This is a genomic window from Pseudomonas sp. Marseille-P9899, assembly GCF_903166565.1.
Lineage (GTDB): Bacteria > Pseudomonadota > Gammaproteobacteria > Pseudomonadales > Pseudomonadaceae > Aquipseudomonas > Aquipseudomonas huaxiensis.
In genome coordinates this window covers 765168-778584 of sequence record NZ_CAESCG010000001.1, presented here as the reverse complement: position 1 = coordinate 778584, position 13417 = coordinate 765168, and the positions used below count along the sequence as shown (strand labels likewise).

13 protein-coding genes, 1 tRNA gene and 1 pseudogene are annotated in these 13417 nt (G+C 62.1%); 9 read left to right on the top strand and 6 right to left on the bottom strand.

The window, feature by feature from the left end:
- The first annotated feature begins 22 nt into the window (after positions 1-22).
- The 9 genes from HWV67_RS03430 to HWV67_RS03390 all read left to right on the top strand — a co-directional run bounded on the left by HWV67_RS03430 (position 23) and on the right by HWV67_RS03390 (position 6560).
- Positions 23-673, top strand: a complete 651-nt coding sequence (locus tag HWV67_RS03430) for a S24 family peptidase (RefSeq protein ID WP_175649930.1) — start codon at positions 23-25, stop codon at positions 671-673.
- Between the two features lie 295 nt (positions 674-968).
- Positions 969-1469 carry a hypothetical protein gene (locus HWV67_RS03425; RefSeq protein WP_175649929.1) on the top strand — a complete coding sequence of 167 codons (501 nt, stop codon included), beginning with the start codon at positions 969-971 and terminating at the stop codon, positions 1467-1469.
- Positions 1466-1702, top strand: a complete 237-nt coding sequence (locus HWV67_RS03420; protein WP_175649928.1) for a pyocin activator PrtN family protein — start codon at positions 1466-1468, stop codon at positions 1700-1702. Before HWV67_RS03425 ends, HWV67_RS03420 begins: the two co-directional genes overlap by 4 nt.
- An 88-nt stretch (positions 1703-1790) precedes the next feature.
- Complete coding sequence (locus tag HWV67_RS03415) at positions 1791-2294, top strand: hypothetical protein (RefSeq protein WP_175649927.1); 504 nt, start codon at positions 1791-1793, stop codon at positions 2292-2294.
- The gene (locus HWV67_RS03410) at positions 2291-2551 is read left to right on the top strand and encodes a hypothetical protein (RefSeq protein ID WP_256679998.1); all 261 of its coding nucleotides are present in this window, start codon (positions 2291-2293) and stop codon (positions 2549-2551) included. Before HWV67_RS03415 ends, HWV67_RS03410 begins: the two co-directional genes overlap by 4 nt.
- The gene (locus HWV67_RS03405) at positions 2548-4353 is read left to right on the top strand and encodes a DNA cytosine methyltransferase (protein ID WP_175649926.1); all 1806 of its coding nucleotides are present in this window, start codon (positions 2548-2550) and stop codon (positions 4351-4353) included. Before HWV67_RS03410 ends, HWV67_RS03405 begins: the two co-directional genes overlap by 4 nt.
- Positions 4350-5033, top strand: coding sequence for a hypothetical protein (locus HWV67_RS03400; protein ID WP_175649925.1), 684 nt, complete (start codon positions 4350-4352; stop codon positions 5031-5033). Before HWV67_RS03405 ends, HWV67_RS03400 begins: the two co-directional genes overlap by 4 nt.
- A 222-nt stretch (positions 5034-5255) precedes the next feature.
- Positions 5256-5492, top strand: coding sequence for a DUF4224 domain-containing protein (locus HWV67_RS03395; protein ID WP_175649924.1), 237 nt, complete (start codon positions 5256-5258; stop codon positions 5490-5492).
- A gap of 3 nt (positions 5493-5495) precedes the next feature.
- Positions 5496-6560: an integrase gene (locus HWV67_RS03390; RefSeq protein ID WP_175649923.1), complete on the top strand. Its 1065-nt coding sequence runs from the start codon at positions 5496-5498 to the stop codon at positions 6558-6560.
- Positions 6561-6661: 101 nt separating this feature from the next.
- On the opposite strand, the gene HWV67_RS03385 is transcribed toward HWV67_RS03390, so the two are convergent.
- The 6 genes and pseudogenes from HWV67_RS03385 to HWV67_RS03365 all read right to left on the bottom strand — a co-directional run bounded on the left by HWV67_RS03385 (position 6662) and on the right by HWV67_RS03365 (position 13357).
- Positions 6662-6735: transfer RNA gene (locus HWV67_RS03385), tRNA-Cys, on the bottom strand.
- Positions 6736-6925: 190 nt separating this feature from the next.
- Positions 6926-7576 (bottom strand): methyl-accepting chemotaxis protein, encoded by a 651-nt coding sequence (locus HWV67_RS31995; protein ID WP_371929282.1) that lies wholly within the window; start codon positions 7574-7576, stop codon positions 6926-6928.
- A 1723-nt stretch (positions 7577-9299) separates the two neighbouring features.
- Positions 9300-10067 (bottom strand): autoinducer binding domain-containing protein, encoded by a 768-nt coding sequence (locus HWV67_RS03375; RefSeq protein ID WP_175649921.1) that lies wholly within the window; start codon positions 10065-10067, stop codon positions 9300-9302.
- A 277-nt stretch (positions 10068-10344) separates the two neighbouring features.
- On the bottom strand, positions 10345-11208 hold the full coding sequence (locus HWV67_RS32355; RefSeq protein ID WP_444851802.1) for a methyl-accepting chemotaxis protein: 864 nt from the start codon (positions 11206-11208) through the stop codon (positions 10345-10347).
- Positions 11200-11970: pseudogene (locus HWV67_RS32350) on the bottom strand (MCP four helix bundle domain-containing protein); the annotation flags it as partial. The pseudogene HWV67_RS32350 and the gene HWV67_RS32355, both read right to left, overlap by 9 nt.
- 382 nt (positions 11971-12352) lie before the next feature.
- Entirely contained in the window at positions 12353-13357 is a 1005-nt protein-coding gene (locus HWV67_RS03365; protein WP_175649920.1) for a CDP-6-deoxy-delta-3,4-glucoseen reductase, read from the bottom strand.
- Positions 13358-13417 lie beyond the last annotated feature (60 nt).

Sequence of the window (13417 nt, the reverse complement as noted above, 5' to 3'; positions counted from 1 at the left end):
TAATTGCCAATAAGATACATGGATGAATATCAGCCAGATCCGCGTCGACGCCCTCAGGGCGTTGATTGGCGACCTCAAGACGAAAGAGTTCGCTGATCGCTACAACCTTGATGCCTCCTACCTTTCTCAATTGCTGAATGGGCACCGACCGCTGGGCGACAAAGCGGCCAAGAATCTTGAAGATAAAATCGGCCTACCTGGCGGAACCCTTTTGATGCCCGCGCATGCAGCCCAGGAAGGCTCATCGCTGGAAATCAAGCCAGGACCAAGCTTGACCACTTCGTTCCGGCGGGTGCATATCCAAGGAATTGCCCAATTGAAACAGGATGGCAGCTGGACTGACCTCGCCCCGATGTCCGGATGGATAGACACACCCTCCCGAGATCCCAGCGTTTACTCGCTTCGGATAAAAGGCGACGCCCTGGCCCCGGCTATACGGAATGGGTGGGTAGTCTGGTGCGAGCCTCTGCACGATTTGGTGCCGGGGGAGTACGTGGTTGTGAAGCTCAACACAGGCGAGAGCTTGATCATGGAGCTTCTGTACTCAAACCCAGAGGAGGTGAGTTTGATGGCGGTCAACGACACATACGGACGCCGAACGATACAGCGCTCCGAGATCGAGACGATCCACTATGTCGGCGGAATCGTCCCTCCCAGCCAGATCCAGTCATAATTTTAGCCGCTAAAAAAACCGCCTTTCATGGCGGTTTTTTTGTGCCCCCACCAAAAACTACAGCAACGGCTATTGCTATATTTTTTAGCCGTTGCTAAATTTTTGCTGCGTACCCCTCTCACCTTGAGTACGAAGCAATGACCAACGCACAGCTTACGAGCACCTGCAAGATCCTCTTGCACCCCACTGCCTGCACCCGGGCGGTCGTCAACGCATTCCAGCACCGTACTGGAATGCTGATTGTCATCAACACCCGCGGCTACGCACATGCTGTCCCTGCGACCAAGGGGGCAGCATGAGCGCATACCAGGTCCCTCTCGGCAACGTCATGCTGCTCCAGCAGATACTGAAGGACGGCGGGAGCACGGTGTGCCCCATCCGCCGCTTCGAGGGCTGGGACACCGCTACCGTCAGCACCACCGTCGAAGCCGATTCGACCAGCGTGCAGGTGGAATTCAAGTCGGTGACCGGCAAGCTCATGCTTCAGCGCGGAGACTCGGCCAACCACCTGCACCTGCGCGACTTCATCCAGGACCTCGCCAACGGTCAGTCAGAAAACATCGTGAAGGCGCTGGCCCTGATGGAGGCGCATACCCACCTCAGCGCCTGCCTGCCCGATGGGCACATTGCATACATCACCCCAACACCCTGGCCGGCCACCCCATTCGCCGCGGTGATCACCGACAACATCGGGCAGATGTGCGCCGTCGCCAGCGGATCGAACAAGGAAGATCTCGTCGCCAAGGTCCAGGCCAAGCTCGGCCTGGCCTCGGAGGGGAATGGGGAGCAGGCATGACCACCCTCGACCAGCTGCGGCAGCAGTGGACAACACCTTGCCCCACGATGACTGCAGTACGTGAGCACTACTTCCCGCACATCCAGACGGACCGGCACTTTCGGGAGCTGGTTCGTGACGGCCGGATCAAGCTGAAGCTGACCAAGCTGCACAACTCGGCGCGGGCCCAGCACGTCGTGTACCTCAACGACCTCGCTGCCTACCTCGACGCCCAGGCAACCCAGACCGCATAGCAACAAGGCGACCCCGGCCACCAGGGGCATCGTCCGCCACCGGCTCTCACCCAACCCCGGCAGCGGCAATCCATTTGGAGCACGTCATATGCACGCACAACACCTCGCGCTCGTCGCGGGAATCGCACTGGTACTGACCTTGGTCGTAGCTACCTACCTGATCGCCCGGGCTCGCACGCGAGCCTACGAGCACGGTCACGCTGACGGCTTGAAGCAGCGGGACGCCATGGCATGGAAGCGTCTGAAAGACATCGACGCCGCACTGGAAGATCGGGCGATCGAGCGGGAAAAAGAGCAGCGGGAGCACCTGCGTTCGAAGGCAGCTCTGCAGGGGATTATCAACGAACTGGAAGCGCGGGTCAGGGCGTACACCGGCCTGGCCGTGACTGCGCAGGATCACCAACTGCTGACGCAGGCCGCCGAGACCCTGGAGCTCGCGCACCGGACGTTCAACGCGATCAAGGGGACGGAGGCATGGCGGGATCGGTCGGCCAATGAGGCCAAGGGGCTGCGGGAGCTGGCCGGGCTGATGCACGCCGAGATCCGTCAGCAGGCTCCAGCCAGCGGCGCTAAAGCGGAGGTTGCAGCATGAGCACCTCCAACAGCCTGCCGAAAAGCGTTCTGGTCCACGGGCCTATGGGCTGCGGCAAAAGCCACAACGCCACCGCAATCGCATCCGCGCTGGGACTCAAGCACGTCCGCGATGACTGGAAACCAGGCCATCCCGTACCCCTTCTGGACACCCTCGTGCTGACCAACGCGCCCACTCCGGAGTGGCATTTCAAGGGTCGCGTGATGACCTACGCCCAGGCCATGCATGTTGCCCAGCAACAAGGGGCCGTCGTATGACCCTCAGCAAGCACGTACTCAAGCACTTTCACATGTGCTGCGGCCTAGGCGGCGGCGCCAAGGGCTTCAACCGGGCCAAGCCCATCGTGGGCAATCTGCAGGCGGAGTGGCAGTGCCTCGGCGGCGTCGACGTTGACCCGGCCGGCCTGGCCGACTTCGAACGCCTCAGCGGCGTGAAGGGCACGCTGCTGGACCTCTTCACCCGCAACCAGTACATCCGCTTCCACGGCAAGGAGCCGCCACCAGGTTGGCGCGAGGCAACCCCTGAGGACATCCGCCGGGCAGCCAGCGGTCAGCGGCCAGACGCGGTTTTCATCAGCTCTCCCTGTAAGGGCGCAAGCGGGCTGCTGTCCGAGAAGATGAGCCTGACGCCCAAGTACCAGGCGCTGAACGAGCTGACACTGCGCTGCATCTGGCTGTTCGGCGAAGCATGGGCCGACGATCCGGTGCCCCTGCTTGTCTTCGAGAACGTGCCGCGGCTTGCATCGCGCGGCCGGCACCTGCTGGACCAGATCAACAGCCTGCTTGGCAGCTTCGGCTACGCGGTGGCAGAGACGACCCACGACTGTGGCCGTATTGGTCACCTGGCCCAGAGTCGAAAGCGCTTCCTCCTGGTCGCCCGCCACGTCGAAAAGGTGCCGCCGTTCCTCTACGAACCAGAGCAGAAGACCTTGCGCGCCGTCGGCGACATCCTCGGCCGCATGCCGTTGGCCGGCGACATCGCTGCTGCAGGACCGATGCACCGCGTTCCAGCACTGCAGTGGAAGACGTGGGTGCGACTCGCCCTGGTCGAAGCCGGGAAGGACTGGCGCAGCCTCAACGACTTGGAGATCGAGGACGGCTACCTGCGCGATCTGATCATCGTCCCGCAGTTCCGCGACGGCTTCCTGGGCGTGCATGACTGGGCCGAGTCGGCCGGCACTGTGGCAGCCCGCAGTGGACCAACCAACGGCAAGCTCTCCATTGCCGACCCTCGCGCAAGGTCCGGCGCCCTGCAGTACCAGCAGTACGGTGTGCGGCGCTGGGAAGACACCAGCGGCGCTGTCATCGGCGTGAAAAGCCCCGGGCAGGGCACCTTCAGCGTCGCGGATCCGCGGCGTTCAGGCGGTGGCTTCGGCAAGTATCTGGTCACGCCGTTCGACAGCGCTGCCGGTACCGTCATCGCCGGCAGCACCACGGGTCAGGGCGCCTTCGCTGTGCAGGATCCTCGGTATCACAACTGGCACCCCAACGCATCGAGCAGGAAGCTTAACGTCGTCGGCATGGGCCAGACCGCCGGCACAGTCACCGGCTCCCAGCAGGTTGCCAGCGGAGCCCTGTCCATCGCTGATCCCCGGCCCGGCCTGAACCGGCGCAAAGGTGATGCCTACCTGACTGGCGGGCATTACGGCGTCGTGCCCTGGGCGACGCCGGCCGGAGCCGTATCCGCCAGCGCGATGTACGACAACGGCCGGTGGAGCGTTGCCGACCCGCGCCTGCCCGAGGCAAACGACCGCCTCACCTGCGTGATCGAATCGCTCGATGGCACCTGGCACCGCCCATTTACCACGCTGGAGTTGGCCGCGCTGCAGAGTCTGGTCGAGCCAGAGGAACAGTTGGAGCTGGACGGCCTGAGCGACCAAGCCTGGCGCGAGCGCATCGGCAACGCGGTTCCGCCGGCCGCCGCCGAGGCAATTGCCCATGTCATGGGCACCACTCTATTGCTCGCCGCCCAGGGCGAGACTTTCATGCTCAGCAGCATGCCGATCTGGGTGCGGCCGGTCGCGGTTGGCCTGAGCGTGGCTCAACGGGAGGCTGCATGAGCACATTCGAAATCCATGGCGGGAACGACCGGCGCTCAATGATGGTGCGCTTCGAGCGTAAATCCAAGCAGGCAGCAGTCAGCGAGTTGGTGGACCTGATCCAAAGCGCCTGGCGCCAGAACGAGTTACTTGAAATCGAGCGCGATCAACTCAAGGCCACCACAGCAGCGACGGCCGTGCACGACCTAGACAAAGCGGAGGGCGAACAGCCCGACCTCAACTTCCATCTTCTCCAGATTGCCGAGCGCTCCTGCTCTCTATTGGAGGATTGGGCGCAACTCGCAGGGGTGCGCGACGAAACCCTCACTGACCAAATCAAAGAAACCAGGGCGCTGCTCGAAACGCAACGCCCCACCTGGAGTGTTGGAGCCAAAGACCTGCTGACTGAGCGGCGACGTCAAGTTCGCGTAGAGGGCTACACCCTTGAGCATGACGACCAATACACCGAGGGGCAGCTCGCCGAGGCGGCAAGCTCCTACGCCTTCTGGGCAGAGCACTGCGAGCACTACCCCGAAAACCTTGACGACCTTCGCATCAAACCACCAGCTACATGGCCATGGGCGCCAGAGCATTGGAAGCCGACCAGTCAGCGCTTGATGCTCATCAAGGCGGGAGCCCTGATTCTGGCCGAGCTGGAACGCCTTGATCGACTGGAGTCACGCGAGGCGCACCATGACTGAACGCACCCGTCCACGGCTGGCCACCTACACCCTCGATCTAAATGTCATGTGCGACATATGCGGGAGTGCGCGAACAGTTGGCCGCCATACGAAATGCAGCCGGACCCGCCAACAGCGCATGACCGCTCACTGGGCTTCCGTCATGGCCAACCAGGCAGCCAAGAAGCTTCAGAAAGCGACGGGCCTACGCCCTGACCGCCACCAGGACACAGAGGCCAGATCATGAGCATTCCAAGCGAGTTTCTCGACGAGGAAGAGGTGGTGCGTATCACCGGCTATCAGCTCCCGAGCAAACAGATTGCGTGGCTGGCTAACAACGGCTGGCAGTACACGCTGACCCGATCCAGGCGGCCCATTGTCGGCCGGGTGTACGCCCGCCTCAAGATGGCAGGCGTCAAGCCAACGGCAACGAATTCCATGGCTGAAACCTGGACATTGGACTTATCGCGCGTGGGGTAAAGAATGCGCAACAGGAAGGCATCGAACAAGGACCTGCCGCCAAGGATGTTGCGGCGGGTCCGCAAGTTGAAAAGCGGCAAGCTATGGGTTGGGTATTACTACGACGGAAGGGATGCGGACGGGAAGCGGCAGGAGGTACCGCTTGGGACTGACCTTGCAGAGGCCAAATTGGAATGGGCGCGCCTGGAGCACAAGGCGGCACCGAAGGTGATGGCGACGATGGCGGAACTGTTTGACCGGTACGAGCGGGACATCATCCCAGGTAAGTCGCCACGGACACAGAAAGACAACAAGTATGAACTGGAGCGCCTGCGCAAGGCGTTCGCTGACGCCCCGATCGAGGCCCTGAGTCCGCCAATCATTGCTCAGTACCGGGACGCCCGCACCGCGAAGACCAGGGCAAACAGGGAGATCGCCCTGCTCTCGCACGTTTTCACCATGGCCATGGAGTGGGGCTTTTCAGAGCGCAACCCGTGCTTGGCGGTTCGCCGTAACAAGGAAAAGGTCCGTGACTTCTATGCGGCCGATGAGGTGTGGGATGCGGTTTACTTCGAAGGGGACCAGGGCCTGAAAGATGCGATGGACCTGGCCTATCTGGCCGGCCAGCGCCCTGCCGACACGCTGAAGTTCAGCACCGTCGACCTTGACGAGGACTACCTATGGGTCGACCAGAACAAGACCGAGAAGAAACTGCGCATTCGGCGGCACGTCAACGGCGAGCTGACCGGCCTCGGCTTGTTCATTGAGGCGCTGATCGAGCGACGGAAGCTACAGGCCGTGCGCAACTCGCGCCTCATCACCAACGAATCCGGTCTGCGCATGAGCTGGGGAATGCTAAGGAACCGCTTCAGCGAGGCGCGAGACAAAGCGGCGCGAAAGCTGGTCGCCGATGGCAATTCGGAGCTAGCCACCAAAGTCCGACAGTTCCAATTTCGAGACATCCGACCGAAGGCAGCCTCGGAAATCGAGGACATCAGCCACGCTAGCCGGCTGCTGGGGCACTCGAAAGAAGAGATCACGAAGCGCGTTTACCGCCGCGTTGGCGAGGTGGTCAGCCCTACCAAATAAACGCCTGATGCGGAAACGATGCCTAATAATGCGGAAACGATCGTACTTTTCCGCCCACAATAAAAAACCCCGCAGACCGTAATCTGCGGGGCTTTCGAATATGGAGGCCGAGGTCGGAATCGAACCGGCGTAGACGGATTTGCAATCCGGAGCATAACCACTTTGCTACTCGGCCTCTGATGAGTTTCGGAAATCACTGATCTCTCTAACTCTTTGAAAACGTTGAGATTTTTATTTCTCGTCGCTTTCGATGGACGCCATTATGCGTGCATTCACCCATGCTGGCAACCCCCTGATTTAAAAAAGTTTTCGTCTTGGAAACGGGCGGTTTTTCCTGCGTAACCGCCCTGCTCCAAGGGTACACGTCAGGCTGCAGCGCGCTGGCCGGTGGCGCGGCTGACTTCGAACAGGCCCACCAGTTTCTGCAGCTTGTTGGCATTCAGGCGCACGGTCTCGGCGCTGGCGTGCAGGACGCTGACGGTCTGGTGCATTTCCACCGAGGACTGGTCGACTTCCTTGATGGTCCGCCCGTAATCGAGGCTGCGCTGGTTGAGCTGCTGGATGATGCTGAACATGTTTTCAACGGCCTGGTGCAGTTGCACGTTTTCCGAAGAAGCCTGTTCGGCTAGACCAAGGCTCTGGTCGACGTTCTTCACGCCGTCTTCCATAAAGCCGACGGCCTTTTGGGTTTCGCCCTGCAGGCTTTCAACGGTCAGGCGGATTTCTTCGGCGGCGCTGGAAGTGCGGGAGGCAAGGCTGCGGACTTCATCGGCGACCACGGCGAAGCCGCGGCCATGCTCACCCGCCCTCGCCGCTTCGATCGCGGCGTTGAGGGCCAGCAGGTTGGTCTGGTTGGTGATGTCGCTGATCAGGCCGCTGATCTTGCCGATTTCGGCCATGCGGCTGTCGAGCAGTTGCACGCTGGACGCCGAGCGCTCGACCACATCGCGGATCGATTGGGTGCCCTCCTGCACGGTGTGGAACTGTTTGCGGGCGCGCTCGACCACTTCGTCCATGGCCTGCTTCATTTGTTCGGCACCGGCGGACGCCTGCTGGATCTCGCCCAGTTGCTCTTCGACGATGACCATCATGCGGTGGATGGCGTCAGCCACTTCCATCGAGGTGCTGCTGGCTTCGCGGCTGCGGCCGAGCATCATCTGGTTGGTGGTGCCGACGCTGTGGCTGGCCTTGACCACTTGCCCGACCACCGAGTCCAGGTGGTCGATGAAGCTGTTGATCCAGCGCCCCATGTCGCCGGTTTCGTCATTGGCCATGCGCGAGGTGTCGAGGCGCTGGCGCAGGTTGCCTTCGCCCTCGGCGATGGTGCGGATGACCCCGGTCATTTCGTTGATGCGCACGGCCAGGCGTTTCGGGCCGAGGGTGCTGAAGATCACGGCGGCGATCACCAGGCTGCCGGCCTCGCAGAGGTCGATCAGGTGTTGCGAAAGCCCGCTGTAGTGCTGGACCAGGTAGTTGCAGGCGAACAGGCCGAGCATGGTCGCCAGGTACGGTTTCATCAGGCCGTAGCTGAGCGAGCGGCGGCGATAGACTTCTTCCAGGTCGGCCTCGCACATCATGCCCCAGCGGTCCGGCGAGCCCGGCATCTGGAAGGTCACGCCCTTGCCCACCACCGGGATATGGCGGTAGTCGGAATAGCCCGGGTAGGTGACGAACAGGTTCGAGCCCTTGCGGATGGTTTCACGCACGCCGGGGTGCAGTTGCTGGGTCGCAGGATCAGTGAAGCGCAGTTCGAGTTCGGTGTGACGCTGTACCTGCACGGTCTTCCAGGCGGTGTGCACGCCGCTCTTGAGGTTTTCGCCATGGCTGAAGGTGCCGTCTTCGAAGCGCGAGCGCGACAGCGCCACGCCCGGCTGCAGGCTGGGGTCGAAGCGCGACTGGACCATGAACAGGTAGTTGTCCCCGGACTCGGCGAAGATATGCCCGGCCTCGCGCTGGATCAGATCGCCCAGCACGTCGTTGGGCACCCGCCCGCAAAGGCAGCCGAGGACTTTGCCCGCCACTTTCACCGGCTGGTAGAACATCAGCGTCACTTCGTCATGGAAGCGCGACGAGGACGGGCCGATGGCCTGGGTCAGCGGGTCGCTGTAAGGGCCGTGCAGGAACGGCGCTTTCAGGCCTTCGGCGAGGGCTGCCGGGTTGACGCTGCGGCGGTCCTGACTGTTCCAGGTCGAGGCCAGCAGTTTGCCTGCGGGATCGACGACAAACAGTTCGGAAAAGTCCTCGGCCTGTTGCAGTTTTTCCTGCAGCGCGTGAGAGTCGATGCCGCTCAGGTCGCCAAGGCCCTGGGCCAGTTCGGCCAGGTGTTCCCATTGTTCCAGGGCCCAACTGTTGAGCAGCTTGACCCGGGTTTCAGCGATCGCCTCGAACGTCTGCTCGATGACCGGATAAGCCGAACGGTTGACGCGACAGGCCCAGCCCATCGCCAGTTTGCCGGTCTTGCCAAACCACGGCAGCCAGCGACGCTCATCCCCTGATAAATGCATGGAGTTGCTTGTAAGCGACATAGACCTCTCCAATGACGACATTCCAATGGATTTTGAGAGGCAACTACCAGGCCAACTGAAAGCTTGCTAACTAACTGAATGGTTTAAGGATGGCTTTATGCTATCGAGCAGCTCGAAGATGAGAGTGACTCTTGAACAGACTTAAAACAAATGCCCCAAACAGGGGCATATCGTTATCGCCAGTCGTCATAAAGGTGCAATAAACGGCTCTGGCTCAAGCCCCCGCAGCCAGTGGCCAGTCGGTTGCGCGGCGTCCGTAGTCGGTGACTTCAGCGCTCGGGTGGGTTTCCCGGGTCATGAACAGGCCAAGCCGGGCGGCGCGAGCGATGGCTGCGACCTTGTTCTGCACGCCGAGTTTGACGATGGTGTTGCGCGCGTGGAAGTTCACCGTGGACTCCGACAGGTTGAGGATGTCGGCCACTTCCTCGGCCGTTTTGCCGGTGGCTGACCAGCGCAGCACTTCGATCTCGCGCTCGCTCAGGTGCAGGGTGCCGATCTTGCGCTTGAGCTCGTCCGCCTGGTTCATGTGGATCAGGTTGCACAGCAGCAAGACCTGCCCGGCCTTCTCATACCACTCCTCGTCGGAGATAGGGCCCTTTTCACGTGCTACGTCGAGGATGCTGAACACCCCTTCCGAATGAGCCCCCTGCGACCAGCCGTTGCACAGGCCGAACGCCTGGGCGTCCTCCCACATGCCGGCCACCGGACGGAAGAATTCCTCGGTCCAGAAGATCGGTATGATCGAGCGTCGACAATGGTCGATCCGCGGATCGGTGTCGATGTATTGCCTGCGCTTGTAGTTCTGGATCCAGCCCGCCGGAAAGGTACTGAAGAGCAGTGGGCGGTGGTCGAAGCTGGTCCAGCAGGTGAAGCCGAAAAAGTCGAAGCCCAACTGCTGCACCAATTGGTGGAGTGTTCCGAAGCGCAGCGTGGGGGAGATTTCTCGTACCAGGACATTCAATGCGTCGGTACTGAACGGCATGATGGCAAAACCCCTTGATGAGCGCCGGGCTCCCTCCCAGATGCGCTGCGGGTGTTAAAAGTATGGGTGACGAGCTGTGAGGCTAGTTGCGGGGCGGCCAGGTCACAACCGGATATTGGTGATATATCCAAAGCATACCCAGGTTTACGAAGGGCTCTGGAACGGGGGTTTTCCAAGCGCCAGCAGGCGCCGGGGCAAGTGTTTCACGAGGGAACTTTTTTTCACGCACGCTGTAAAGCGTCGCGGCAGCCCCACCGGCGGGGCTGCCGCGAAAGGCTCAGACCTTGAACTTGGAAATCATCACGTTCAGTTCCACCGCCAGGCGCGACAGGTCCTGGCTGGCAGCGTTGGTCTGGTTGGCGCCGGTCGAGGTCTGGATCGACAGGTCGCGGATATTGACCAGGTTGCGGTCCACTTCCCGCGCCACAGACGCTTGTTCCTCGGACGCGCTGGCGATCACCAGGTTGCGTTCGTTGATCGCGGCAATGGCCTCGGCGATCACCTTCAGCGCCTCATCGGCGGCCTGGGCCACGACGAGGGTGCGGCTGGCCTGGCTCTGGCTGCTGTGCATGGTGCTGACCGCCCGGTGAGTGCCGGCCTGGACGCCGCCGATCATCTGCTCGATTTCTTCGGTGGACTGCTGGGTGCGGTGCGCCAGGGCACGCACTTCGTCGGCAACCACGGCGAAGCCCCTGCCCGCCTCGCCGGCCCGTGCGGCCTCGATGGCAGCGTTGAGCGCCAGCAGGTTGGTCTGGTCGGCAATCGAGCCGATCACATCCAGCACGCGGCTGATGTCGTTGACGTGGTTGGCCAGGGTTTCGACTTCCTGGGCGGTGTCGCCCACGTCGCTGACCAGGCTCTGGATCGAGGCCAGCGCCTGATCGACCTGGGCGCGGCCGTGCTGGGTGGTGTCGTCGGCACGGCGCGAGGCATCGGAGGTGGTCACCGCGTTGCTGGCAACTTCTTCGACGGCGGCGGTCATTTCGTTGACTGCGGTGGCCGCCTGTTCGATCTCGGCGCTCTGTTGCAGCAGGCCGCGACTGGTGTCGTCGGTCACCGCGTGCAGCTCTTCCGAGGCCGAGGCCAGGCGGTCGGACGATTCGGCGATCTGGCGGATGGTGGTGCGCAGGCGTTCCTGCATGGTGCGCATCGACTCCAGCAGCAGCGCTGGCTCGTCGCGACCGGTGACGATGATTTCCTGGGTCAGGTCGCCATGGGACACGCGATCCGCCACCACCACGGCTTCGTGCAGCGGGGTGACGATACTGCGGGTGAGGATCGCGGCGATGGCGATCATGGCGGCGAGGATGACCACAAGGGTGATGGCGATGATCAGGATCGCCCGGTTGTACGAGTCATTGCTGACCTTGCCCGATTCCGCCAGGCCATCGTAGTTGTAGCGCAGCAGCGTGCCGAGTTCGTTCATCATGCCGTCGGCGTATTCCACCAGCGGGCCGTTGATCAGGTCGATGGCGTCGGACATGCGTTCGCCACGCACGGCGTCGAGGATCTGTTTCTGCAGGCCGTGGTACTTGTCGTAGGCGACCTTGAAGGCATCGTACAGCTCACGGTTGTGTTGGCTGTTGATGTTCTCTTCGTAGTATTTGAGGTTGCTCAGGATGTCTTTCTGACGCAGGGCGATCAGTTCCAGCGTGTGCTGGCGATCACCCACGTCGCGCAGCAGAACGGAGCGCAACGTCAAGGCGCGGGTGCGGCCCAGGGCCATGCCGGTTTCGCTCAGGGCATGGCTGGTGGGTTGCCAGTAGCCGGTGATCTTGTCATTCGCCGAGTTCATCTTCTCGGCTTCGAAAATCGCGACGGCGCCCAACAGCAATACCAATACCGCCAGGATCGCGAAGGCAAAACCGGCTCTTGCGCCGATGGATAGATTTCTGACCCGCATTGACCTTTCCTCAAATATCCGCGCTGGCCTGGGTGGATGCGAAAGCCAGACGGATTAAGCCTCGGAGCCCACGGGCACGGCGATACAGCGCCGGCTTGCGAGGGCGTGGTGCACACAAAGGCTTTGCCGCAATGCGCGGTCATTTTTAGTTAGGTCGGGAGGCCCGATGAATCAAGCGCCGAGGCTGGGCCTTGGCGCCTTTAAATGCCGATGGATTCTACGGGAATGGCGAAATGATGGCAAACCCGGCAAGCGCTTGAATGGGGCGGGTTTTAAGAGACTTTGGGCCTGATTTGCAGGTGCATATCGCGAGCAAGCTCGCTCCTACAGAGTGCGCGGCGATCCGAGCCTTGTAGGAGCGAGCTTGCTCGCGATGCCCCGGCTAAACAAACGCATCCGCGTAAAAATCCGCCTCCGCCAGATTCCGCTCCGCCACATAATCCCGCCGCGCCGAATCCACCACGATCGGCGCGCCACAGGCATACACCTCGAAACCCTTGAGACTCTGAAAGTCATTGACCACCTGGCGGTGCACGAAACCGGTCGCGCCCTGCCAGTCGCACGCCTCGGTCGGCTCGGACAGCACCGGGGTGTAGCGCAGCCACGGCAGTTCGGCTTCCCACGCCAGCAATTGTTCGTGCCGGTACAGGTCCTCGCGCCGCCGCCCGCCCCAGTACAGGTACACCGGCCGACGGTTGTCGCCACGTTCGCGCAACTGCTCCAGCAACGCTTGAATCGGCGCAAAACCAGTGCCGCTGGCGAGGAAAATCATCGGCGCGTCGCCGTCGCGCAGGAAGAACGAGCCGAACGGCCCTTCCATGCGCAGGATCGCCTTGGGCTGCAACGCGGTGAACACATGGCCGCTGAATACACCGCCCGGCATATGGCGGATATGCAGTTCCAGTTGCTGGTCGCGGGCAACCGCGGTGGCCATGGAGTAACTGCGGCGGCTGCCGTCCTTGAGCAGCACCTGGACGTACTGGCCGGGGAAGTAATTGAACGCACTGCCCGGCGCCAGCATCAGGCGCAGCACGGCGACGTCGTGGCTGACCTTGCCGACGCTGGCGACGCGCACGCCCATCTGCTGGATGCTGATGCCGCGCAGTTCGGTGACTTCCGGGGCGTCGATCACCAGGTCGGATCTGGCCCGGGCGCAGCAGAACAGCGCCAGGCCCTGCTCGCGTTCGGCAGTGCTGAGCACGTCGAGCGGGCTGTCGCCGTGGTCGACTTCGCCGCTGAGCAAGCGGCCCTTGCAACTGCCGCAGGTGCCGGTGCGGCAACTGTGCTTGAGCATCAGGCCGTCGGCCAGGGCAGCGTCGAGGATGGTCTGGTCGGGGGTGGCCGGGCAGCTCAGGCCGACCGGTTGGATGTTCAGGGTGAAATTCATGGTCTGCGCCTCAGGTTGGGATTGTGTTCGGGACCTGCGATGCAAGCCCCCACCCTCGTA